Raw genomic sequence first — 23447 nt, 5'->3', positions numbered from 1 at the left:
CCGCCTAGATCCGTGGGACGTCCTTGACGAACACGATCCCGTCGTTTCCGGTCAGCTGTGCCGGGTCGAGCGGGGAGTAGCCGTAATCCGGGGACACGCGGGGGGCGGGCCGTGTGTCCCCGAGGATGGTTGCCAGCCGGGGGGTGTCGATGACCCAGTGGTCCTCCGGGAGCGCGTACAGGAGTCCTTCGACGGTGTCCGGTGGCGGCGTGTCCACTCCGTGGTGCGGGATGGTGCCGAGGGCCGTGGCCAGGAAGGCGTACCGCTCGCCCAGGTGGGCGCTCACGAGCGCGCCGGCACTCCACCACTCCAGTCGCAGGCCGCCCATCCTCATCGTGCTCTTGTCCCGCTGGAGATGGCCGTTGTGGGCGAAGACCAGTGCTGGGCCCCGTTCGGCGAGGGCGAGGAGGTTGTCGGCCATCATCCGGCCCCGCAGGGCCACCAGCCGCGTCATGCGGCTCGGCGAGGTGTCGGCCATCCAGAAGTGGTAGCGCAGCAGGCCGGTTGCGGTACGGCCGTACAGGCGTGCCCGGTTCCAGTCGTCCCGCGAGGTCTCCCTGATCAGGTGCGGAGTCTGCACGTCGAGCAGCGACACGAGGTCGTCGGCGAACAGCCGCAGCCGGCCGGCCTCGGCCGACTGCCCCACGGACTGGGCCGGATCCATCATCGCGGCAGGGTCGGTCCACCGGTCGTCGGCGCCGAGCAGGCGGTCGAGCGTTTCCGCGGTGCACGGGAGCAGGTCCGCGTCCACCCGGGCCGAGAGGTAGCCGTGGAGTGCGGTGAGCGCCTGCCGGGGGCTCGCGGCGCCGGTGATCTCCAGCGGGCCGTCGAAACCGGCGAAGCGCAGCCGCTCGGTCGATGGCCGGCCGTCGTTGTGGGCGCGCATCCAGCGTACGAGTTCGCGGTTGGCCTCGGACGCGCCGAACCCGTGGCTGAATCCGCGTTCCATGACTTCGTCGAGGGTGCCCGTGCCCGCGGTGACGTAGTCGTCCACGACCAGGCCCATCATGCAGTCACTCTCGATGGCGATCGTCCGGTAGTCCTCCTGCTCGACGAGCTGCCGGAAGAGCTTGTTGCGCAGGTGAAGCAGAGTGTCCTCGCCGTGGGTGGGCTCGCCCAGGGCAAGCAGTCGCGGCCGGGCCGGGAGCAACCGCATGACGGCGGCGGCCTCGACGGCATGCGCGGCGTTCCTGATGTCAGGAGCCATGCCTCCAACGCTATCGTTGAACCTTCGATTGAGACTTTTCCGCGATATCAGCAGGATCATGGGATCAAACCTTCAAAACGGCGAACGGCTCAGGCCGATCGACCTGGCACGCGGGCACGGTCTGTCCACGCAGGCGACCAGGAACTACGAGGAGGCGGGCATCCTTCCGCCCGCCCGTCGCACCCCCCACGGCTACCGCACCTACACCCCGCTCCACGCTCAGGCGTTGCGCGCGTTCCTCACCCTGGTGCCCGGCCACGGCCACCGGACGGCGACGTCGATCATGCAAGCGGTGAACCAGGGCACGGCCGAGGAGGCGTTGCACCTCATCGACGAGAGCCATGCCCAGCTCCTCGACGACCGGCGGACCCTCCAGGCCGTGGAGCGCGCCCTGCGCAGCCTGGAGCCCGCCGCGGCGTCCGAGGCCGACTCACGGTCCGGGCCTGCCGACAGGTTCATCGGGCCGCTGGCCCGGGAGCTCGGCATCCGGCCCGCGACGCTGCGCAAGTGGGAGCGGGCCGGGCTGGTGCGCCCGCGCCGCGACCCGCGGACCGGGTACCGCGTCTACGACGAGGCCGCCACGCGGGACGCCCGGCTGGCGCACCAGCTCAGGCGGGGCGGCTACCTGCTGGAGCAGATCGCCCCGCTGATCGCCCAGGTGCGGGCGGCAGGCGGGCTGGAGCCGCTGGAAGCCACCCTGCGCGACTGGCACGGCCGGCTGTCCGCCCGCGGGCGAGCGATGCTGGCCGGGGCCGCCGAGTTGGAGGCGTACCTCCGCGAGCGCGAATGAGATTTCGGCCGTCAGCCGACGCTCCTCCCAGGACAGTCACGCCCGGGCGCGCGACGGGCGCCCTCACCCGGCGACCCCACGGAGATCCCAACCACCGCTCCAGCCCAGCGGCTGAGGTGTACGGGGCCTACGCCCCCGCGGGTTCGGCCGGTGCCGCATCCGGGGCCGGTGTGGCGGCGTACTCCTCCGTGGCTTCCTTCGGGCAGCGGGCGTACGTCTGAAACGGCCGCCGGCACACGCGCCACGGCGTTCCACAGCCGGAACCGCGCCGCGTCCACCTCCAGCGGAACCAGCGCCACGGTGGCACCCGCCGACACCGCGATGTGCCACCGCGGGGCGACAACAGGTCGGTCCTGGCCCGCATGTGACGTGCGGCGGCACGACCGCCGGGATGGTCCCGGGCCGTGAAGCGGCGGACTGGGCTCCGGCCCCCGAGACCGTTGTGGAGAAGGCAGCCCTGCTCGCATGCGTGAGGAATGCAGGGCGGGGGACTTGGTTTACAGGCTGGGGTCAGCGGCGTTCCCCTGGGGGCTGGCCTGGCCAGGCTCCTCTGGTTCAGACGGCGAGCTGGGGGAGCCGCCCGCTGGGTCAGGCCAGGCCGCCTTCTGCGCAGACTCGGCGGGCGACCTCACGGAGTTTGACGTTGTGCTCCTGCGAAAAGCGGCGCAGGACGTCGAAGGCCTCTTCCTCGGTGAGGTGGTGGCTGCCCATGAGGATGCCCATGGCCTCGCCGATGGTGTGACGGGTGGCGATGGCGTGCTCCAGCTGGGCGTGGGTGCGGGCGCTGGAGAAGGCGACCGCGGCATGGGAGGCCAGCAGCCAGCCGGCCAGCTCACTGGCTTGGGTGAAGGCGGCGGGCTTGCGTGAGTAGAGGTTGAGCGCGCCGAGCTCTTCGTCCTCGGTGAACAGCAGGAACCCCATCATGCTGCCCACGCCGAGAGCGCGGGCTGCGGGGGCGTAGGCGGGCCAGCGCGGCTGGTCGCACGTGAAGTCCGCAATGCGGAACACTCGCTCGCCCTGCCCGCTACGGGCGGCATCGAAGCACGGGCCCTCTGCCAGTCGCTCCTGCAGCTGGTCACTGTCGATGACCAGCTGGTCGGTGGGGGCCAGCGTCTCGACCTTCTTGCCGTGCACCATGAGAATGCCTGCCGCGTCGCAGCCTTCCACCAGCTCGGTGGCCGAATCGGTGATCCGTTCCAGCGTGGCATCGACGGTTTCCTGCGCCAGAAGATCGCGGGCCAACGACGCCATCTGCTGCGCGAAGCGCCCCCAGTCCATACCGTCCTCCGCGTCTCGCTCCTCGTCCCGTACAGGTCGATCTTGGACTTCAGCGGCGCCGGCGCAACCTCGTCTCGCAGCGCACTTCGATCCTCCCACCGCACACCCTCAGGTGTCGCCGGAACTCACAGACCTCGCGCCCAGGTGAAAGCAGGTTCCACCACTCCGGGGCGCGACATCTGCCCCTGCACCCAATTGCGAATATTTATCCGAATACCGGCGTCACGTTCGGGTACGCCGTCATGGACATATGCCAATGAGCGGGATGTTTCGCCCATCGAGACATCAATCATCCGGGGTTGCGGAGAGTGATCGATCGACTCACGTAGTTGTCGACCGGGGCCGCCACGCGGAAGGAGAACAGGCTAGTGACTGTCATGCCACAAGGTGGAGTTCCCGCAGCCGGCGGCGGGTCGGGGAACCTCTACGACGTACTGGAACTGATCCTGGACCGAGGCCTCGTCATCGATGTGTTCGCCCGGGTCTCCCTGGTCGGCATCGAGATCCTGAAGGTCGACGCCCGCATCGTCATAGCGAGCGTGGACACATACCTCCGCTTCGCGGAGGCCGCCAACCGCCTCGACCTGGAATCGGGCCGCAAAGCCCCCTCCACACTGACCGATGTCACCGGAAACATGGTGGAGTCCGGAGCCAGAGGCAAGAGCAAAGGGGCACTGACCGGCGCGGTGGAGGCGTTCACGGAGTCCCTGCAGGGCGGCAGGCGGGAGGAGGAGCGCACTGAACGGCCCCGCAAGTCCTCCCGGCGCCGAGAGCGGGAGGCGTAGCACGCCACGCGGCGGAACCCACGGGGACCGCGTCGCACTCGGCGGACAATGCCTCCCCACAGCTTCGCGTGACCGAAGTCGGTCCTCAGCGAAGGAGTGCGGGGTGGCATACCCGCACTCGATGCGCTCGCGCGCCGGGGATCCGGCCCGGCCCCTCCTCCGATCCGCTCAGCTCGTCCTGCGCGCCGTGAGCAGCAGATACTCCCACTCCATGACCGTGGTGCCCGTACCCGCTCCCAGGTCGCAGGTGCGCGCCAGCTCGGCCAGCTCACGGTCGAGGGCGGCGACGCGCTCAGGATCGTCTGCGATGGCCCGGTAGACACTGATCGTCGGGCCGTAGCGCTCCTTGAAGTAGTCCCGGAACGCCTCGGGTGTCTCGAAGCGGTCGACCACCACGGTCCGGCGCTCGGCGGTCACGTCGGTGACCCGGTCGCCGAGGAGAGCGCGCACATGCCCGGGGTCGCCCCACAGCGGGGGCGGCTGCGCTCCCGGCGGGGGCGGCGGCGCGTACGGCTTCATGGTGGCCAGCATCCGGCCGAGGAAGCCCTGAGGCGTCCAGCTCAGCACGCCGAGCGTGCCACCCGGCCTGCAGACCCGGACCAGTTCGTCGGCGGCCCGCTGGTGGTGCGGGGCGAACATGACCCCGACGCATGACAGGACGGTGTCGAACTCGGCGTCGCCGAAGGGCAGCGCCTCGGCGTCGGCCTCCTGCCACCTCAGTTGCGCACCGCGTTGCGCGGCCAGGTGCCGACCGGTCTCGAGCAGTTCGGGAGTCAGATCGCCGGCCACGACATCGGCGCCGGACAGCGCCGCCGGTATCGCGGCGTTGCCGGAGCCTGCCGCCACGTCGAGCACCCGGTCGCCCGGGCCCACCCCGCATGCCTCGACCAGGACCGGTCCAAGCTCCGGGATGATCTCCGAGGCCACGGACGGGTAGTCGCCCTGGGCCCACATCGCCCGATGCCGGGCCTTCAGCGCACGATCGGCCTCGACCGTGTCGATCACGTTCGTCATGACTGCGCTCCTTGCCGTTCCCGGCGGCGGTCCCGTCGCCGATACGTCGAGCGTAGGAACGTGTGCGCGCCCTCCCTAGTACAGGATCTGTACCGGCAGGCCCGTCTCGGGCCCTCGCCGGTCCATCCGGCTGGTACGGCACGGACCCGCGGCCTAACCTGCATTGCATGGGCGCTACGTACGGCCAGTTCTGTCCCGTCGCCAAGGCGATGGAACTCCTCGACGAGCGCTGGACGCTCCTCATCGTGCGGGAGATGGTCGCCGGCAGCAGCCGTTTCAACGAGCTGCGCCGTGGGGTGCCGCGCATGTCCCCCACACTGCTGTCCAAGCGGCTGCACCAGCTGGTGCGGGCCGGTATCGCGGAGAAGCGCACCGAGGGCAGGGACGTGCAGTACGTCCTGACTCCGGCCGGGGAAGAGCTGCGACCGGTGGTGGAGGCCCTGGGCGCGTGGGGCACCCGCTGGATCGGTGAACTCGGCGACGAAGATCTCGATCCGAAGCTGCTGCTGTGGGACATGCACCGCAGGATCGATCACGAGTCGGTCCCCGAAGGGCGCACGGTGGTCCGGTTCGACTTCCCCGACGTGCACCCGCGGGCCCGGCACTGGTGGCTGGTCATCACGCCCGACGACGCCGACGTCTGTGACGACGATCCCGGTCACGCCGTGGCGGTGACCTTCACCGCGACGCTGCGCAGCCTGATCCGGGTGTGGCGGGGCGACCTCGGCTGGTCCGAGGCGGTGCGCGCGGGCTCGGTCAGGGTGGACGGTCCCGAGGCGCTGCGCCGAGCCGCGCCCGGCTGGTTCATGCTGTCGACGTTCGCTCTCGTGCCGCGGCCCGCCACCCAGAGCGTGCCCTGATGCGGGTTCAGCCTTCGCCTGGCCAGGTGTGTTCGTCCTGAGCAACGGGTCTTTGACGACGGTGAGCCGGTTGGTCCGACGCGGGCTGGGCGCCCGCCGGACACCGGTCGCGCTACCGGGGCCTCAATACACAGAACTCGTTGCCGTCGGGATCGGCCATCACCACCCGGCCTGCCTCGCCCTCGCCGGCGTCGATCCGAGTGGCCCCCAGGGAGAGCAGACGGTCGACCTCTGCCCGCCAATCACCGTCCACGGGAGGAGCGAGGTCGAAATGAAGCCGGTTCTTGCCCGTCTTCGGCGCCACTGGTGGACCACCCCACGTGATCTTCGGACCGCCGTGTGGCGAGCGGATCGCGGTTTCCTGGTCCTGGTCCCAGACCAACGGCCAAGCCAGCGCTGCGCTCCAGAAGTAACCGACCGCCTGCGAACCGTCGCAAGCCAGCGCTCCGATGAAGCCGCAGTCGGCGAGGAACTTGTTGTCCGGCCCGACGACACAGAACTCGTTGCCGTCGGGATCGGCGAGCACCACGTGATCCTCCTCCGGGAGTTGGCCGACGTCGATGTGCCGTCCGCCGAGTTCCAGAGCCCTGGCCACCGTCTGCTCCTGGTCCTCCAGGGACGTACTCGTCAGATCGAAGTGCATCCGGTTCTGGCCGACCTTCTGCTCCTCGGTCGGAAGAAAACGGAGTCGGAAACCGGTGTCGTCCCTGGGCAGGAGCGTGACGCCCTCGTGTGGATCGTCGGCCGTCTCCCAACCCAGGAGCCCGGACCAGAACCCCGCGATACGCAGTGGCTCGCTCGCATCGAAGCAGAGCGCGAACATTTGAGAAGTCATTCCCCCGCCCAACTCCCTTCCAATGGCTGGCCGTTGTGGACAGGGCGACTAACAGCCCCTTGAAACGGGAGCGTAGGGGTAGGTCGGCGTGACCCGCATCCGAGTATTCGACGCCAGCCAGAACAGGCCGGTCACCAGCGGCTTCAGCTGAGCGCCGGAAGAAGGGCGCCACGGCACGGGGTCGGCGCACGGTCGGCGAGACAGCGACCGGTACGGCAGCGCGGACGTGGGGTTCCGCGGCGAGCAGCGGCACACCCAGGCCGCAGCCCGTCGACAGACCCCGATGGCCGACCGGGCCGGCGCCGACGTGGTCGAGTTCCTCTCAAGCCATTGCGATTCAAGCCTTTCGGGAAACTTTTCCGCGGGCGCTCCCTGGGCCATGCTCGTGTCCCGCAACAGCGGGCGTTGGTCAGGAGTCGGTCACCAGTAGCCGGTAGCCGCGTCGATGGTGTCGAGTGCGCTAGCGTCCTGGGACCGCAGGCAGGGCCAGTGCCAGCGCCAGCTTGTCGTCGCGGAATACGAGCCCGCGTCGCTGGAACTCGTCGAGCACCTCCTCCACGAAGGTGACAGGGCTCTCCAGCCGCAGCCTGTCGCGGATCGCGGCCGCGGTTGCCGGCCGGTCCGTGCACGCGAGGTAGATGTCGGCGAGGGTTCCCTCAAAGGTGTACGTCCCTGACCGCTCGTGGTGTCGGCCGTCGTGGATCTGCAGGAAGCCCGGCGCCGACCAGTACGTCAGTGCCGGGCGCGGCTCGGAGTGCCACGCTTCGGACCAGGCGGCGAGCGCCGTTCGCAGGGGTTCGTACGCGTTCTCGGGCAGGGCGCCGTCGACCTCGTAGTCGAAGAAGTAGGCGACACGGTCCAGGTTCACCTGCTCCGGGTAGACGTGGCGGTAGCTGCGCTCTGGTTCGCATCGCCGCAGTCCGAAGCGTTGCGGGTCGGTGTACAGGGGGCTGAAGCGTTCCAGCCAGATCCGGCCGGAGTTCTCCGGCGGCTGCAGGTGTACCAGATGCGGGGCGACGGCCGCCTGCCCGGCATAGTCGGCCACGGTCTCGCCGGGAAAGCCCCACAGGATGCTCCACGCCACGTCGATGCCGTAGTACCGCGCCCAACGCAGGAGATTGACGTTCTGCGCGGCCCGCACACCCTTGTCCATGAGCCGCAGGACGTGGGAGCTCAACGACTCCAGGCCGGGCTGGAGATGGGTCACGCCGCCGCGGGCCAGGATCCGCAGTTGCGCTCGGGTGAGGTTCGCTTTGGTCTCGTAGAAGATCTGGTAGTCCGCGGCGCTGTCGGCGATCGCGGGGAACAGCTCCTTCAGGTACTGCATGTCGAGGATGTTGTCCACCGCCTCGAAGCGGAAGGTGCGGTACCGCCGGGCGAGTTCCGCCAGCTCGTCCAGGACCCGTTGGGGTGACTTGGCGCGGAACCGCATCGCCGTGCCGTTGAGTCCGCAGAACGTGCAGTGATGTTTGGCGCCCCACCAGCACCCGCGGGAGCTTTCGAACGGGATCCACGCCTGGCGGCGCGCGGTCCGGGGCAAGAGGTCCAGGCGCTCGGCCCGTTCGAAGTACTCGCCGTAGTCGGGTACTGGCAGGGCGTCGAGGTCGCCGTTCGGCGGCTCTGGCGGCGCCGTGATGAGCCGGTCGCCGGCCCGGCGGGAGACTCCGGGTACGGTCGCCGGGTCGGCTCCGGTGGCCAGTGCCTGCAACAGGCGCGGGAAGGAGGCGTCGGCTTCGCCGGTGACTGCAACGTCGACGGACTCGACGGAGCGGAGCAGTTCCAGGCCCATCTCGCCGTCGAAGTTCGCCCCGCCGAAGACCGTGACGAGGTGCGGATACCGCCGCTTCAACCGGCGTGCCAGCGCGAACGACGCGGTGTTCTGCTGGAACGTGCAGCTGAAGCCGACCACCCCCACCTCGTGCCACGGGTAGGAATCGACCAGCGAGTCGAGCAGTGCGGGAACGTCCTCGCCTCGGGTGCGCAGCAGCCGCTCCCGCACCTCCTGCCGGGTTCCGGGCAGGTAGGACAGTTTCTCGGCGAACTCGTCCAGCAGGCGGCCTTCGGGGTCGGGCGCCTGCGCGCCGAACGCCTCTGCCGAGAAGAGCCAGTCGCCCACCTGCGGCCCGCGTGTCTCGGCGAGCGTGCGGTAGTAGTCGGCGCCGATCCGTGCCGCGAAGTCGAGGTTGGCGTGCAGGGTGCGTACCGTATGGCCGTGCTCGGCGCCGATCGCCTTGAGCAGGCCGAGCTGGATCGACGGGCGGTCCAGGCCCATGAACGGCATCGAGACGAGTACGGTACGCATCCGGTGCCGTCAGCGGCCGATCTTTGCAACCGTCACGCGGACCTTGCGTCCGGAAGGGGAGATCTCCGCTGCGGGCTCCGCGATGAACGCGGCCTCGAACGTGTCCTGCAATGTTCCGACTTCGACGCTCACGTTGATCGGCTCGTCGCCGTCAGCCGCGCTGAGGATCGCGCTGAGGAGCGAGCGCAGCAGGTCCTGCGCGGGCAGAGTGCCGCTGTCGACCGCCTGCGTGAGGGCGTCGATGTCATCGCGACTGACCGAGACGTTCTTCATGGTGGGCCTCCAGGCCGGATTGTTGTGATTGGTTGGCACGGGCGCGGACATCGGCGGCGTCCGGGTGGTGGATAAGGTCGAGAATGTCGGCGGCGTGATGCCAGGCGGCCCTGGCGGATGCAACGTCGCCGGCCGCGTAGTGGGCGTCGCCGAGCGAGGCCGTGCTGTCGGCCTCGTTGTACCGGTCGTCGAACTCCTGGTACATCGCGACCGCGGTCCGGTAGCAGGAGACGGCCTCATCGTGTCGGCCGAGCCGCTGGTTGGCGTAACCCAGGCTGTCCCACGTCTCCGCCTGACCGAACCGGTCGCCGAGTTCGCGCTGCATCTCCAGCGCCTGCCGGCAGTACTCGATCGCCCTGGCGTAGTCGCCGAGCATGGCGTGGAACCAGCCGACCGCGTTGAGCCCCCTGGCCTGCCCCGCCCGGTGGTCGACGGCTCGGAACAGGTCGACGGCTTGCTGCGCGTGCCCGAGCGCTTCACGACAGCGGCCCTGACGCTCCAGCAGCCAAGCGTGGTTGCGATGCGTGTGCGCCTCACCGGCGATGTCACCGGCCGCGCGGTACAGCTCCAGGGCGTCGCGCAGACGGACGTCCGCCTCGTCGAAGCGGCTCAGTCTGATGTACGCGCAGCCCAGGAAGCGGTGCGCGAAAGCCTCCTTGAGCGGGTCGGCGAGGCGCCGGGCGGCGCGCAGCGCCGCGGTGAGCGCCTCGATCGAGTCGTGCCAGTGGCCGTGGTACGCGAAGAACCTGGTCAGGGCCCAGGCCAGCTGCCAGCCGAGGGTGTCGTCGTCGGCCTTGCGGAGCATCGCGAGCAGCACCCGGTGCTCTGCGGCGAACCAGGTCAGTGCCTCCCGCTGGTCTGCCGGAAGCTCGAGGCCGACCCCGGCGGGGACCGGCGGCGGCATCGTCGCGGGTTCGTCCCGGAGGGGGTTGAGCAGCCGGTCGGCCGCGTATGCGCTGTGCACGTAGTGGCTGAGCGCCCGGTGCAACGCGGCGGCCCGCTGCCCGTCGCTGTCGAGGGTCGGGGCCAGTTCCGTGGCGTACGCGCGCAGCAGGTCGTGGAACGCGTACCGGACGGGTGTGCGTTCCAGCAGGTTGGCCCGGGTGAGCTCAGCCAGCAGAGGCCGTACTTCGGCGACCGGCCGCCCGGCCAGGCTGGCCGCGGCCGGCATGGCGATGTCGGGCCCGGGGTGGGCGCCGAGCAGCCGGAACAGCAGAGCAGCCCCCGGGCTCAACTGCTGGTACGACCAGGAGAACACCGCCCGGACGTCGCTTTCCAGATCGGGATCGGTGAACTCGGCCAGCCCGCCCTGGGCCTCGCGCAGCTCGGCCGCAAGCACGGCGAGCGGCAGGCCGGGCTGGGTGGCCGCACGGGTGGCCACGATGGCCAGCGCCAGCGGCAGCCGCGCGCACATCGCGACGATCTCGTCCACCGTGGCTGACTCGGCCCCGACCCGTTTCGCGCCCAGCCGGTGTACCAGCAGGTCGCGTGCCTCGTCGACGGACGGCAGATCCAGGCTCAGCGGGTGCGCGCCCGCCGTGGTGACCAGACCGGAGAGCCGGTTGCGGCTGGTCACCACCGCCATGCAGCCGGGCGCGCCGGGCAGCAGCGGGCGCACCTGCTCGACGTCGAGCGCGTTGTCCAGCAGCACAAGAATCCGCCGGCCCGTCAACAGGCTGCGGTACAGGCCTACCTGCGCCTCCAGCGTGGCCGGGATCCGCTCGCGCGGTACGCCGAGCGCGTCGAGGAACCCTCGGACGACCTCCTCCGGCGTCATCGGCGTGCCGGTCGGATCGAAACCGCGCAGGTTCACGTACAGCTGCCCGTCGGCGAACCGGTGGGCCGCCCGGTGGGCCCAGTGCACCGCCAGTGCCGTCTTGCCGATGCCGGCCATACCGTCGATCGCCGCGATCGCGACCGCGCGGGCAAGCGTGTCCGGGGACGCAGGGGGCAGGAGGGCGTCCAGGCGGCGAAGCTGCGCTTCGCGCCCGGTGAACCCGTACAAGTCCGGGGGGAGTTGGGCGGGGACGGTCGCCTTCATGGTGGTGGCGGCCGCCTGGTCGGCACCGGGGCCGGGCCGCAGTTCGCCGCGCAGGATCGCCTCGTACAGCGTGCGCAGCTCCGGACCGGGATCGGTGCCCAGGGCATCGGCCAGGCGCGCCCGTACCGTCGTATAGCGGTCGATGGCCTCCGCGCCCCGGCCCGCCGCGTGCAGCGCCTCCATCAGCAGGCCCTCCAGCGGCTCGGCGAGCGGGTACTCGGCGATCAGGTCGGGCAGTGTGGTGATCACCGCTTCGGTGCGGCCGAGCCGAAGCTCGGCGCGCGCCCAGTGGACGGCGGCGTCCAGGCGGCGACGGTGGCAGCTCTCGCGCACGTTCGCCGCCCATTCGCCGGTCAGCGCTGCCAGCGGGGTGCCGCGCCAGAGGCCCAGGGCCTCCGCGAGCACGCTCGCCCGGTCCGCTTCGGTGGACGACGGGGCGCGGCCCTGGTCGGCCAAACGCCCGAACCGGTGCAGGTCGACCAGGCCAGGGTCGATGTCCAGCACGTATCCGGCGTGCCGGCGCTCGAGCCGTACGGCGGCGCCGTCACCGAGGGCTGCCGCCTGCTTGAACAACTGGCGGATCCGGCTCAGGTGCGAGTACAGCACGTTGCGCGCCTCGGCAGGAGGGTCCTCTCCCCAGATCCGGTCGATGAGCGTCTCGATGGGGACCGGTCTCCCCGGGTCCACGGCCAGCGCCGCGAGTACCGCCTGCTGCCGGGGTGTCCCAGCGTCGAGCGGGCGGTCCGCAGCCAGCACCTGCACCTCGCCGAGCAGCCGGAACTCCATCAGCACCTTCGGTGATCATCTCGCTACGGAATGTTTCTCGCCAATGCTGCACGGGCCGCAAGGTCGCCGCAAGGTGCACAAGCAGGTCGTGGTGCAACCGTTCGGACATGCCTCACCAAACCGATCCAACGCAGACACGCCGAGGAGGCACCATGACCGGCCCGCACAGTCACCACAGTGGTCACCAGCACGGTCCCGGCGAGTGCGACACCACGGACCGGCACGGCATGCTGCTGTTCGGCGAGGACCCGCCGTACCTGTCGCACCTGCCGATGTACGCGTGCCCGCACAACTTCCAGGTCCTGACCGAGGCCGAGCTCGACGCCGGGGCACTCGACGTGCTGCGCGCCGACCGCGCGCGGCACGGCGACGGCATGTACACCTTCGACCCCGTCCCCTTCCCGATCGCCGAGCTGGAGCCGCAGGACGGCGTCCCCGCCCTGACCTCGCTGAAGGGGACGCTCGTGCGCGGGCACTTCGAGCGCGGCGGTACCCCTGTCGCGACCGGGGTGCGCGTGGACGTCCGGCGCGTGGTGTGGTTCAGCCGGCTCGACACCGAGAGCAAGCCCGTCCCCGGGCGGGAGCTGGGGTATCTGTGCTTCGGTCGTGGCGACCGCTTGTATCTGGCGCATGAGCTGCGCGAGCGGCCCGGCTTCGACCAGGTACTGACCGTGCGGTTGGTTCCCGGCACGGTCCGGACTCCGGTCGGGCACCCGCTGGACGACGACGTGTCGGAGATCCGTTTCGAGCAGGCGCAGCCCGTCTCATTCGGCCGGGACGACGGTGTCGAGCACCGGCTGAGCGTGGGCGAGGTCGCCACCGCATCGTTCCCGGCGACCCGCTCTCCGAGCCTCTCCCGCGGCTTCACCGTCGGGGTCGAGGTCGAGCGGCAGCTCTACCTCGAAGTCGACGAACTCGCCTGACCGTGCGCCGCGGGACACGCCGGCAGCAAAACGGCCACACCCCAACACGACCTTGCAGGACTTCGAAACAAGGAGGAGATCATGCCCGAAGTCATCGGCGCCATCCGAGACAAATGGCTCGCCCTGGGCGGACCGGGCTCCGTGGTCGGTGAGCCTCTCGACATCGAGCGCGCCACCTTCGACGGCGTCGGTCGCGCTCAGGAGTTCGCGGGCGGGGTCATCTCATGGCACCCGGAGCTCGGGGCTTTCGCCACGTGGGGCGCCATCTGCGCACGATGGAAGGAGATCGGCCGCGAGCAGTGGGGCTATCTGCTCACGGACGAGCTCGGATGCCCCGACGGCCGCGGCCGCTTCAACCACTACCGCACGATGCAGCTGCCCGGCCGCCCCGAGGCCTCCGTCTACTGGACCCCGCAAACCGGCGCGCACGAGGTGTTCGGCGCCATCCGCGGCAGGTGGAGCCAGCTCGGCTGGGAAACGGGGTGGCTGGGCTACCCCACCAGCGGCGAGACGGACATCCCGGAGGGCGGCCGGCTGGCCACCTTCGAGCACGGCGGCATGTACTGGTGGCCGGACGCGGGCGCCCTCGACCTCGGTGACGTGGCGGTCCGCTACCGCGGCATGAACTGCTTCGGCGAAACCGACGAAGGATCCGGATCCGACGAGCCCTATTTCATCGTCGGCGGTGTCGGACCTGGCCTGCAGATACCGACCTTCCGGACCCAGGTGTACGACGACGTCGACGCCGGCGGATCCTTTCCCGACGCCGGAGCGGAGGTCTACCGCGGCCGTCCGTGGGGCCTCGCCCTCTCCGTCACCGGGATGGAGCACGACGAGGGCGACCCCGACGTGTACAAGGACCTCGTCACCAAGGGAGTCGCGGGGGCGGCAAGCGCAGTCGGAGGAGCCATCGCGGCCACCGGGGTCGGGGCTCCCCTGGCGGCAGCCCTTGCGCCTGCACTCGCCGCACTCGTCCCCATGCTCGCCAACGCGATCAACGGACTGCTGGGGACCGGCGACGACAACCTTGGCACCGTCGCCGTGCAGATCAGCGCCAAGCAGCTGTGCACCCTGGCGGGTGCCGGCCTGCAAGCCGAACGGGACATCCGCTACCACATCGCCACGCCGCTCATCAGCGACGGCGAGGCCTCGTACAAGGCGTACTTCGACATCGTCCGGGTCTGAATCCCAGATTCAGCCCCGTGCACGCCCCGCGGTGCCGGGCTGCCGGCACCGCGGCGGTGGCAGCGCAGAACCGGCACCCAGTCGGATCCTCCGAAAAGAGAAAGACAGGTGCGAACCATGACACTCGAACCGGGCGACCATGTCTGGTACTGGAACGGCAACATTTCACAAGAACTGAGCATCCCTCAGTCCTCGTGGTTTCCCGGATTCCAGGGACCGACCGACTACCTCGGGCACGGCAAGGAAATCTTCAACTTCGTCATCTACGAGAACGAAGTCGCCCGCGGCCGGCCGCACATGCGCAACCACCCGGGAAGCCACGCCTGGCTCAACAACAACCCGGGAAACATCACGGGCGTGCCCGGCGGGCCCGATTTCGGACAGTTCCCGAACAAGTTCAACTGGCACCATTTCCTGATCTTCCCCAGCTGGGAGGCCGGCTTCGACGCGATCGCACAACTGCTGCGGAGCCCGAAGTACGCGAGCCACTCCATCACGGACGCGTTCCGGATCTACGCCCCCGCATCGGACGGCAACGACCCGGTCCGCTACGCACAGGACGTGGCGGCCGCAACGGGCGTGCCCGAGTCGACGACCATCCAGGAGCTGGACGACGACCAGATGCTGGTGATGCAGAACAAGATCATGCAGATCGAAGGGGTGATTCCCGGCGAAACCCTCGCCTACGACTCACCCGAGCTGCCGGAAGAGATCACAGCGCTCCTTCCATGAAGGGAACTCATCATGGACGCATTCGACATCGAAATGTCAGCTCCCGTCGACCCGGCCGGATTCCGGCACGGCCTCGGGGGTCCGAACCAAGGCGGCCACGTGGGGCCGAACTGGTACATCCAATACGGCATGGACATAGGGGCGGATGAGGGCACGCCGGTGTACGCGGCCTTCGACGCCCACGTCACGAGGTTTCAGCCGCACGACCCGGCAGCCGATTCGGGCAAGGTCTACGGTGCGCAGATCTTCATGCGCGCGCCGAACGACGGGATGGGCGCCTTCTACACCCACATCACCGACACACCGGCCGAACTCGGCGTCGGTTCCGTGGTCACGCGCGGCGATCTGCTCGGCACGGTCGTTTCCCACGACGGGATCTCACCGCACCTCCATCACGCCGTGGTCGAGATCGTCGGCGGCCTCCCGGGCGGGCAGTACCAGGGCGTGGACCTCTATCGGTTCTTCCTCGACCTGGAGGGAACAGAACCCGGAACCGTCGTCCCGGTCACCTTCCAGCAGGACGGCTCCGCCCCGACGCCACAAACTCCCTAGGCAGACAGCCATGACACAACAACAACTCGACGTACCGCACAAGGCGGCGTACAACTTCGGCGTCGGCGTGGACGTGCTGTCCGGGACCGTGATGAACCTCGCTGTCACGCCCACCACGACCACCGTCATCGAGGCCACCGGCGCCGATCACTTCTTCAAGGTCGCGCGGGTGACCACGACGGAAGACCTCCAAACCAAGCTGGGCATCGGCGTCGACGCGTCGTACGGAGCCTTCGGCGCCGGCGTCTCGGGCCGCTTCGCCTTCACCCAGCAGGCGAGCGTCCATTCCGCCTCACTGTTCATGACGATCACGGCGACCGTGCACCAGGCGGACCTGAGCATCCAAGAGTGTGTCCTGACGCCGAACGCCGCAGGCGTGGCCGACCGGCCCGACCTGTTCAAGCAGCGCTATGGAGAAATGTTCGCCCGCGCCTGCCGCCGAGGCGGCCTGTTCGTCGGCCTCATGCAGGTCGAAACGTTCGACGAGTCCGAGGCCACCTCCATCGAAGGGGAACTCCGCGGCTCGTACGGCTTCTTCTCCGCCTCCGCCACCACGGCCTTCAAACAGGTCACCGAGAGGCACAACAGCAGGATCTACTGCACCGTGTACAGCGAGGGCGGGCCGGCCATCCAGCTCGAGCGGCCCGACGATCCAACGCTCCTGCTGGCCGCGGCGAACAAGTGGATGCAGGCGATGCAGGACGACCCGGCCCGCTACTCCCGCCCGTACCAGTGGACGCTCTCGCCACTGTCCATCGCGGAGGGCCCGCTGCCCCCCAACGAGGCGGACATCGCCCATGCGCAGGACGTGCTGAAGCTCTGCGCGGACCAACGGCTGGCCCTGATGGACCAGTACAACCTGCTCGACTGGTGGGCCAAGCATCCCGACCACTACGAATGGGCGCGCTCGTTCACGCCGGCCCAGGCGAACCAGGCCGCTGCCGACACGCAACGGGACCTGGACACGGTCGCGGAGTGCGCCAGCGCCGCCATCGACCACCCGAAGGACGCGGTGCGCCCGGCGGAATACGCGGCGGCGCAGGGGCGCACGTACCCGCTCGCCACACTCCCGGCGGTGTACCCGAAGCCGAAACCCGGCCCTGTGACCGTCTACAGCGAGCCGGAGTACAAAGGCGCATCGCAGATGCTACGGCGCGGTCGGTACGACGACGCGGACGGCGCCATCACCATCGGCAACGACGCCATCCAGTCCGTGTACGTACCAGCCCAGCTGGTCGTCCGGCTCTACGAGCACTTCCACTTCCAGGGGCAGTTCATCGACGTCCACGAAAGCACGCCGGACCTCAACAGCTGGAACAGGAAGACCAGCTCTCTGATCGTCTACGGCGAGGGGGAAGCACCGCCGCGCACCACGGAAGTGGTCGTGGTTCAGCTGCCGAACCTCGACACGTGGGACGGTCCGTCCTGGATCTTCTCGGCCGCCGACGGCAGGCAGGCGGCACCCCAGTTCGCCATCAGGTCGGCGCACATTCCCGACGGCATGATGCTCAGCGTCTACCCGGGTCCGGACTTCACCGGTACGCCGACGGACTACACACAGGACACGTTGGACGTCGGCGATCGCCGCCCTGGCGAGTACTCGTTCATCGTCCGCGACCTGTTCGTCAAGTGAGTCGTCCGATGCCGCTGACGGGTTGTGGAGCTCTTCCAGCAGGACAGGGGTTCCACTCCCCCGTCTGGTACGTGTCCCGCCCCAATACCGGGCATTTGTCAGGAGTCAGTCACCAGAAGCCGATAGCCGACGTCGATGGTGTCGAGAGCGATCAGGTCGGCGTGGCGGTTGTGCCAGCGGCCGGTCGCCAGGTCATCGGCGAGCGTTGCCAGGCCGGGCGCGAGGGCTTCTTCCCCGGTCTGGGCGAGCATGGAAATCCCGGCGCGCACCTGTGGGTCGAGGTAGGCGTGGGGACGGCGCCAGTACGCTGCGCCGAACCCGTCCGTGCAGTCGTGCGGGACGTGGACCGGCTCCTGACGCGCCCCGCCGAGCAGAGAGACCAGCCGGTCGATCGGGACGGCACGGGTGTCGTCGAAGGCGGCGGCCTGCGGAAGGTACTCGCGTACGAGCCAGAACCGCTCTCGGAAGATCTGCTGGTCCCAGGTCAGGATGAGGATGCGGCGGCGGGCGACCCGGCGGAGTTCGGCGATTCCGGCCGCGAGGTCGGTCCAGTGGTGGACGGTCAGCAGGGCCATGACGGTGTCGGCAGCGTTGTCGCGCAGCGGAAGGTGTTCGGCGAGCGCGCACACGGCCGGTGCGGAGCGGGGTGCGCGCTGGGCGAGCATGACCTGGCTGGGCTCGACGGCCAGGACGGTCCGCGGCGGCTCGTAGGAACCAGTGCCCGCTCCTACGTTGATCACGTCCGCGGCGTTCCCGAGAGCGGCGTGAATCTGTGCGGCGATCCGCGGATCCGGCTGCCGTGTCCGGCCGTATGTCGCGCCGAGCGTGTCATAGATGGCCATGGCCCACAGTATGCGGAGAAGCCGATACAGCGGGACACTCCGCGCCAGGCCTGATCGCGGCCCGCGCCTCCTCCGGCCGTCGACATCACGGAAGCGTGGTCACAACTCGTCCCGGATACTTGGGTCATGGAATTCGCCGTCTTCATGACCCTGCCCGGACTGGTCATCCTGCTGACCGTCGTGGCCTTCACAGATCAACTGCTTCTCCGTGCCGGCCGGGCCGGCCTGTTGCCCTGGCGGAACAGCGTCCGGCAGGGCCAGATATCGGCGACCGGTTTTGAGCAGCTCCACGCGAGCTTCTCACCGGGGAAGCAGAACGAACTCAGGGAACGGCAGTCGGCCCTGGTCATGCGCGACGACGAAGAGGACGGGGCGCCGCCGAACCGGACGACGATAGACCTCGATGGAGGGATCGCCGTCATCCGGACACCGACGAGATGACCTGAGCGGACCGCGGGCGCGCGCTGACCGGAGGATCTGCCACCGCAGTCCGCGTGTGCACCCTTTATCACTGAGGGCACCTTGGGCCGGTGTTCTACGAAGACCTCAGTACGTACAGCTACCCCGATGACGAAGACGTCTTGGCCCAGTAGCCCTCGACGAATCTCACCCGTGGTTCACTCCCCGGCCAGGAAACCGCCGTGCCGGCGCCGGCACCGGCGAGATCCGCATCCCCGGCCCGTCCGGCGTGGCTTTCGCCGCTCCGCGGCGTTTGCCTGGATACCCGACGGTGCCGACTTGTACGACGCCAGGGTTGAATGACGCTCTCCGGTCCGCGGGCCTACCCGCTCGCGGTCACAGCCTTGAGTTCCTCCAAGGATTCCCGCATCAGCTGCGACATCTCGCGTTCCTCCGACGTCGCGAGCCACAGCTCGAAACCGACCTTGAAGACGGCGACTCCCGCCTCGGCGGTCAGACTCGCGGCCGGCTCCGCAACGCCGCGTCGGCGCAGGGCCTCGGCGAGCGCGGCTGACATCGAGGCGAGCTTGATCAGCTCGCGCTCCTGGAGTTCCGCGTTCGCCACGATGACGGCCTGTCGCCGGCGGGAGTACTCGCGGCGGCCGGCGAACGCTTCGGAGACCGCCTCGAGTCCCGCCGCAATCGCGTCGATCGGCGCCGCGGATTCCGGTGCCTCGGCGACCGCGGTCACGAACAGTTCCTGCAACGCACTCGATCTGTCGAACAGCACCTCGCGCTTGTCGGCGTAGTGCCGGAAGAAGGTCCGTTCGGTGAGGCCGGCCAGTTTGGCGATCTCGGCCACCGTGGTCTGCTCGTAGCCCCGCCGGCTGTAGAGCTCCAACGCCGCTTCCGCCAGACGTCCGCGCGCGTTCGGCTCCCATCTGCCCATGCCCAGATCCTACGTGATGACAGTGACTGACATCGACTGCTAGGGTCGATGTCAGTCACTGTCATCAACAGTTTGGGTTCCTCCCATGCGCATCTTCGTGACCGGCGCGTCCGGCTGGATCGGTTCCGCCGTCGTTCCCGAGCTCATCGACTCGGGCCACCAGGTTGTCGGGCTCGCCCGCTCCGACGCCTCCGCCGCCGTCCTCACCGCCGCCGGGGTGGAGGTGGTCCGCGGCGGCGTTGACGACCTCGACGTCCTTGGGAGCACCGCCGCCGCGTCGGACGGCGTGATCCACCTCGCCTTCAAGCACGACATCGCTTTCGCGGGCGACTACCAGGGCGCCGCCGAGGCCGATCGCCGCGCCGTCGACACCTTCGGCGACGCGCTCGCCGGTACGGAGCGCCCGTTCGTCCTCGCCTCCGGCGTTGTCGGCCTCGCGCCCGGGCGTGTGGCGAACGAGAGGGACATGCCCACGATCGACGGCTCACCGGCATCCATCCGATCGGCCACCGCCCAGGCGGTGCTCGCACTCGCCTCGCGCGGCGTGCGCTCGTCCGTCGTGCGACTGTCTCCGACCTGCCACGGCGAAGGGGACAACGGCTTCATGGCGACCCTGGTCGCCATCGCCCGAGCCAGGGGCGTGAGCGGCCACATCGGGGACGGCGCCAACCGCTGGCCGGCCGTCCACCGCCTCGACGCCGCACGGCTGTTCCGCCTGGCGGCCGAGAAGGCCCCGGCGGGATCAGTACTCCACGGCGTTGCGGAGGAGGGAGTACGGACACGCGACATCGCCGAGGTGATCGGACGTCACCTCGACGTCCCGGTGACCTCCGTGGCTCCCGAGGCTGCGGCCGAACACTTCACCTGGCTCGGCGCGTTCCTCGGCCTGGACGCCCCGGCCTCGAGCACCCTGACCCGCGAACTGCTGGACTGGCGGCCGACCCACCCCGGCCTCCTCGAAGACCTCGGCAAGGGGCACTACTTCCACGTCCCTGCCACTCCCGCCTGACCTTCGCCCACGCCCGCGCCATTGACGCGCGGCACGAACCGGCCCACTCTGAACGCATGTTCAGAACACGCGTTCAGAACGCGGACGGTTGCATCGACGTCGCCGTGATCGGTGGCGGCATGGCCGGCATGGCCACGGCGCTGAGGTTGCAGGCAGCAGGTCTGTCGACCGTCGTGCTGGAGGCGCACGGCCACGCGGGCGGATGCGCCGGGTACTACCGCAAGCGGGGGTTCTCGTTCGACGTGGGCGCAACCACGCTCGTCGACTTCGGGCCCGGAGGCGTCGGTGGCGAACTCCTCGAGAGCGTGGGCCTCGGCCCGTTGGATACTCAGGAACTGCCGGGCTACAAAGCATTTCTGCCGGATCGTCAGGTCGTACTGCATCGCGACCGGGCCGCCTGGCACGCCGAACGGCTGCGGAAGCTCGGCGACAGCGAGAACCATCGCCGGTTCTGGGCGCTGCTCGACCGCCTGGCACACACCTTCTGGCGGGCCAGCCGGGCCGGCGTACGACTGCCGGTCCGGGGCCCCGTCGACGCCCTCCACGACCTGCGGGTGGTCGGTGCGCCCGGCGTCCTGCACGCCCGACACCTGAACAGGACCCTGGGCGACGCGCTGCGCGCCCACTCCCTGCGCGGGGACGATGCACTGGTCGGGCTGCTCTCCATGCTCGTCGAGGACACCGTGCACACCGGTGTCGACGACGCGCCCCTGATCAACGCGGCGCTCGGGATGACCATCAGGGGCGCCGGGCTCAGCCGGCACACCGGCGGCATGCACGGATTCTGGCGCGTCCTGGTCAAGCACTACCGGGGGCTGGGCGGTTCGCTGCGGGTCGGCTGCCGCGTCTCACGCGTCGACGGCGACCCCGGCGCCTATCGGCTGACGACCCGCCAAGGAGCCGTCCACGCCCGTCGGTTGGTCTGCGCGGTCCCCGTCGCCACCACGGCGACGATCTGTGCGGGGCTCCCGGTCGCCCGCCGGCTGCGGAGATACCTGGAACGGGACGCGGACGCAGTCGGCGGCGCGACCGTCGTCTTCCTCGGCGTGCCCGAGTCCGAGGTGGCCGGGCAGGACCTCACCCACCATCAACTGCTGCAGGCCTACGACCGTCCCCTCGGCGACGGCAACAACATGTTCGTCTCCGTCTCCGCGCCGGGCGACACCCTCAGCGCGCCGCCGGGTCACCGCGCGGTGATGATCTCCACGCACACCGACCTCGCAGACTGGCGCGACCTCGACCCGGCGGCGTACGCGCAACGCAAGAAGGAGACCGGCGAACGGCTCGTCGCCTGGGCCCGGCGTGCCTATCCGCGCCTCGGAGAACGGGCCGTGATCGCCCAGACCGGGACACCCCGCAGCTACGAACGGTTCGGATTCCGCCCGGACGGAGCGGTCGGCGGCGTGCGGCAACGGCTGCGCAACACCAACCAGCACGCCGTACCGCACGATCTCGGCGGTCCCGGGCTGTGGCTCGTCGGCGACTCCACGTGGCCCGGTCTCGGCACCGTCGCCTGCGTGCTGGGCAGCCGCATCGTCGCCGAGGGCGTGATGAAGGAGCGGGGGCGAGCCCGATGACCCTGCCCGATCCGCACCCCGACTCACGGCCGGCCAAAGGACCCCGTCCGGCCGAAGGACCCCGTCCGGCCGACACGCCCCCTGCTCCCGGCCTGCCGTCCCTGGCGGACCTCGGCGAGGACCTGCTCGTCACCACCCGCAGACAGCGGTTCGTCGCACTGGCCCGACCGGGAGCCGGAGTTCTCTGTTTCGCGGGCGCGGTGTGGCTCGGCTGGTGGTGGCTGACTCCCGTGATCGTCTTCGGCGTCTTCGTCGCCGTCGTGACCGTCACCCACGACGTGGTGCACCGTACGATCGGCCTGTCGCCCCGGGCCACCGACTGGGCGCTCTTCGCGATGGGGCTGGTCCTGCTGGAGAGCGGGCACGCCTACCGCGCCACGCACACCCAGCACCACCGGCTCTTCCCGCACCCCGACGACCCGGAGGGCCACCCCGCCGAACTGTCCCTGCTCGGCGCCGTCTGCTACGGCCCCGTCTTCCTCGTACGCCTGTGGCTGTGGTCCTACCGGCGCGGCCGGGACCGCCGTTGGCTTCTCGCCGAGGCTGCGGCCCCGTTCACCGCGCTGGCCGGGGGCGTACTGCTCCTGCCGTACACACCGGGAGTTCTGGTCTATACGGTGATGGCGATCGTCGGGAGCTGGGTGTACCCGCTCCTGACGGTGTATCTGCCGCACCACGACTACGGAGACACCCCGTTGACGCAGACCAGGACCCTGCGCGGGAAGATCATCCCGGCCGTCTTCCTCGAACTCACGTACCACTTGGAGCACCATCTCTACCCGCGCGTGCCCAGCCACCACCTGCCCGAACTCGCGCGCAGGCTCGAAGGCCACTTCGCCGCCCACGGAGTCCGGCCGGTGCGCGTTGTCTGACACCCGTGACCGCGTCCTCGAGGCCACCCTCGCCTCCCTGGTGCGCAACGGACACGGCGGAACCACCGCAAGGGCGATAGCCCAGATCGGGGGCTTCGCGCCCGGGGTGATCTACTACCACTTCTCGGACCTGGACGACCTGCTGGTGGCCGCCCTGGCACGGACCAGCGGGGCCCGCATCGGCCGCTACCGCACCGAACTGTCCGGGATGGACCGCGCCGTGCCCGTGATCGCGCGGCTGCGCGAGCTGTACGACGAGGACTCCGAGACCGGGCACATCGCCGCCGTCCAGGAGCTGTACTCCGGGGCCAGGCCCGGCTCACGGCTGGCCGCACAACTGGCCCAGGAGACCCGGAACTGGGAGCAGCTGGCCGAGGAGCTGCTGACCGTCCTCCTGCGCGGCAAGCCTCTCGCGTCCGCCGTCCGTGTGCGTGTGCTGGCCGGTGCGGCGGTGGCGTTCTACCTCGGCATGGAAACCCTCACCCACCTCGACGGGGACCGCTCACGCCCGGCGGGCCTCTTCGACCAGGCCGCCCGTCTCGCAGGGGTCTTCGACCGCGTCCCCCGCCTCAAGAGACGGGCGCGCCGGGTGCGTTGAGGGGA

22 protein-coding genes and 1 pseudogene are annotated in these 23447 nt (G+C 69.7%); 13 read left to right on the top strand and 10 right to left on the bottom strand.

Features of this window, described 5'->3' with window-relative positions; translation table 11 throughout:
* Positions 1–4: 4 nt before the first annotated feature.
* Positions 5–1207, bottom strand: a complete 1203-nt coding sequence (locus ABZO29_RS43055) for an erythromycin esterase family protein (protein ID WP_367325644.1) — start codon at positions 1205–1207, stop codon at positions 5–7.
* 58 nt (positions 1208–1265) lie between these two features.
* On the opposite strand from ABZO29_RS43055, the gene ABZO29_RS43050 reads away from it, so the two are divergent.
* Positions 1266–1997 carry a TioE family transcriptional regulator gene (locus ABZO29_RS43050; RefSeq protein WP_367325643.1) on the top strand — a complete coding sequence of 244 codons (732 nt, stop codon included), beginning with the start codon at positions 1266–1268 and terminating at the stop codon, positions 1995–1997.
* A 588-nt stretch (positions 1998–2585) separates the two neighbouring features.
* Here the strand turns inward: ABZO29_RS43050 and ABZO29_RS43045 are convergent.
* Entirely contained in the window at positions 2586–3275 is a 690-nt protein-coding gene (locus ABZO29_RS43045) for a GAF and ANTAR domain-containing protein (protein WP_367325642.1), read from the bottom strand.
* A gap of 377 nt (positions 3276–3652) precedes the next feature.
* On the opposite strand from ABZO29_RS43045, the gene ABZO29_RS43040 reads away from it, so the two are divergent.
* Positions 3653–4060, top strand: a complete 408-nt coding sequence (locus ABZO29_RS43040; protein ID WP_367325641.1) for a gas vesicle structural protein GvpA — start codon at positions 3653–3655, stop codon at positions 4058–4060.
* A gap of 168 nt (positions 4061–4228) precedes the next feature.
* Here ABZO29_RS43040 and ABZO29_RS43035 read toward each other — a convergent pair whose 3' ends face one another.
* Positions 4229–5074: a class I SAM-dependent methyltransferase gene (locus tag ABZO29_RS43035; protein WP_367325640.1), complete on the bottom strand. Its 846-nt coding sequence runs from the start codon at positions 5072–5074 to the stop codon at positions 4229–4231.
* A 167-nt stretch (positions 5075–5241) separates the two neighbouring features.
* Between ABZO29_RS43035 and ABZO29_RS43030 the strand changes: the two genes are divergently transcribed.
* Positions 5242–5934, top strand: coding sequence for a winged helix-turn-helix transcriptional regulator (locus ABZO29_RS43030; protein ID WP_367325639.1), 693 nt, complete (start codon positions 5242–5244; stop codon positions 5932–5934).
* Positions 5935–6046: 112 nt separating this feature from the next.
* On the opposite strand, the gene ABZO29_RS43025 is transcribed toward ABZO29_RS43030, so the two are convergent.
* From ABZO29_RS43025 to ABZO29_RS43005, 5 genes and pseudogenes are all read right to left on the bottom strand, one after another.
* A complete protein-coding gene (locus ABZO29_RS43025; RefSeq protein ID WP_367325638.1) occupies positions 6047–6769 on the bottom strand; it encodes a VOC family protein in 723 nt (240 codons plus the stop codon).
* A gap of 211 nt (positions 6770–6980) precedes the next feature.
* Positions 6981–7097, bottom strand: a pseudogene (locus ABZO29_RS43020) (alpha/beta hydrolase); the annotation flags it as partial.
* Between the two features lie 132 nt (positions 7098–7229).
* Positions 7230–9071 carry a RiPP maturation radical SAM C-methyltransferase gene (locus tag ABZO29_RS43015; RefSeq protein WP_367325637.1) on the bottom strand — a complete coding sequence of 614 codons (1842 nt, stop codon included), beginning with the start codon at positions 9069–9071 and terminating at the stop codon, positions 7230–7232.
* A gap of 9 nt (positions 9072–9080) precedes the next feature.
* On the bottom strand, positions 9081–9344 hold the full coding sequence (locus ABZO29_RS43010; RefSeq protein ID WP_367325636.1) for a hypothetical protein: 264 nt from the start codon (positions 9342–9344) through the stop codon (positions 9081–9083).
* Positions 9316–12171 (bottom strand): BTAD domain-containing putative transcriptional regulator, encoded by a 2856-nt coding sequence (locus ABZO29_RS43005; protein WP_367325635.1) that lies wholly within the window; start codon positions 12169–12171, stop codon positions 9316–9318. Before ABZO29_RS43005 ends, ABZO29_RS43010 begins: the two co-directional genes overlap by 29 nt.
* A 152-nt stretch (positions 12172–12323) precedes the next feature.
* On the opposite strand from ABZO29_RS43005, the gene ABZO29_RS43000 reads away from it, so the two are divergent.
* The 5 genes from ABZO29_RS43000 (at position 12324) to ABZO29_RS42980 (ending at position 17196) form a co-directional block, all read left to right on the top strand.
* Positions 12324–13094 (top strand): hypothetical protein, encoded by a 771-nt coding sequence (locus ABZO29_RS43000; protein WP_367325634.1) that lies wholly within the window; start codon positions 12324–12326, stop codon positions 13092–13094.
* 81 nt (positions 13095–13175) lie between these two features.
* Positions 13176–14279 carry an LGFP repeat-containing protein gene (locus tag ABZO29_RS42995; RefSeq protein ID WP_367325633.1) on the top strand — a complete coding sequence of 368 codons (1104 nt, stop codon included), beginning with the start codon at positions 13176–13178 and terminating at the stop codon, positions 14277–14279.
* 117 nt (positions 14280–14396) lie between these two features.
* Positions 14397–15011 (top strand): hypothetical protein, encoded by a 615-nt coding sequence (locus ABZO29_RS42990; RefSeq protein WP_367325632.1) that lies wholly within the window; start codon positions 14397–14399, stop codon positions 15009–15011.
* A 12-nt stretch (positions 15012–15023) separates the two neighbouring features.
* Positions 15024–15563 (top strand): peptidoglycan DD-metalloendopeptidase family protein, encoded by a 540-nt coding sequence (locus ABZO29_RS42985; protein WP_367325631.1) that lies wholly within the window; start codon positions 15024–15026, stop codon positions 15561–15563.
* A 10-nt stretch (positions 15564–15573) separates the two neighbouring features.
* A complete protein-coding gene (locus tag ABZO29_RS42980; RefSeq protein ID WP_367325630.1) occupies positions 15574–17196 on the top strand; it encodes a hypothetical protein in 1623 nt (540 codons plus the stop codon).
* Positions 17197–17294: 98 nt separating this feature from the next.
* Here the strand turns inward: ABZO29_RS42980 and ABZO29_RS42975 are convergent, their stop codons facing one another.
* Positions 17295–18038, bottom strand: coding sequence for a class I SAM-dependent methyltransferase (locus tag ABZO29_RS42975; RefSeq protein WP_367325629.1), 744 nt, complete (start codon positions 18036–18038; stop codon positions 17295–17297).
* A gap of 126 nt (positions 18039–18164) precedes the next feature.
* Between ABZO29_RS42975 and ABZO29_RS42970 the strand changes: the two genes are divergently transcribed.
* A complete protein-coding gene (locus tag ABZO29_RS42970; protein ID WP_367325628.1) occupies positions 18165–18479 on the top strand; it encodes a DUF6191 domain-containing protein in 315 nt (104 codons plus the stop codon).
* A 340-nt stretch (positions 18480–18819) separates the two neighbouring features.
* Here the strand turns inward: ABZO29_RS42970 and ABZO29_RS42965 are convergent, their stop codons facing one another.
* Positions 18820–19386 carry a TetR/AcrR family transcriptional regulator gene (locus ABZO29_RS42965; RefSeq protein WP_367325627.1) on the bottom strand — a complete coding sequence of 189 codons (567 nt, stop codon included), beginning with the start codon at positions 19384–19386 and terminating at the stop codon, positions 18820–18822.
* Positions 19387–19471: 85 nt separating this feature from the next.
* On the opposite strand from ABZO29_RS42965, the gene ABZO29_RS42960 reads away from it, so the two are divergent.
* The 4 genes from ABZO29_RS42960 to ABZO29_RS42945 are packed head-to-tail and all read left to right on the top strand — an operon-like array spanning position 19472 to position 23442.
* Positions 19472–20395, top strand: coding sequence for an SDR family oxidoreductase (locus tag ABZO29_RS42960; RefSeq protein WP_367325626.1), 924 nt, complete (start codon positions 19472–19474; stop codon positions 20393–20395).
* Positions 20396–20451: 56 nt separating this feature from the next.
* Positions 20452–21972, top strand: coding sequence for a phytoene desaturase family protein (locus tag ABZO29_RS42955; protein ID WP_367325625.1), 1521 nt, complete (start codon positions 20452–20454; stop codon positions 21970–21972).
* On the top strand, positions 21969–22844 hold the full coding sequence (locus ABZO29_RS42950; protein ID WP_367325624.1) for a fatty acid desaturase: 876 nt from the start codon (positions 21969–21971) through the stop codon (positions 22842–22844). Before ABZO29_RS42955 ends, ABZO29_RS42950 begins: the two co-directional genes overlap by 4 nt.
* Positions 22837–23442 carry a TetR/AcrR family transcriptional regulator gene (locus ABZO29_RS42945; RefSeq protein ID WP_367325623.1) on the top strand — a complete coding sequence of 202 codons (606 nt, stop codon included), beginning with the start codon at positions 22837–22839 and terminating at the stop codon, positions 23440–23442. Before ABZO29_RS42950 ends, ABZO29_RS42945 begins: the two co-directional genes overlap by 8 nt.
* Positions 23443–23447 lie beyond the last annotated feature (5 nt).

Origin of the sequence: Streptomyces sp. HUAS ZL42, assembly GCF_040782645.1 — a bacterium.
Lineage (GTDB): Bacteria > Actinomycetota > Actinomycetes > Streptomycetales > Streptomycetaceae > Streptomyces.
Note: the sequence above shows the minus strand (reverse complement) of the source record. Positions and strands in the feature narration are given on the sequence as shown.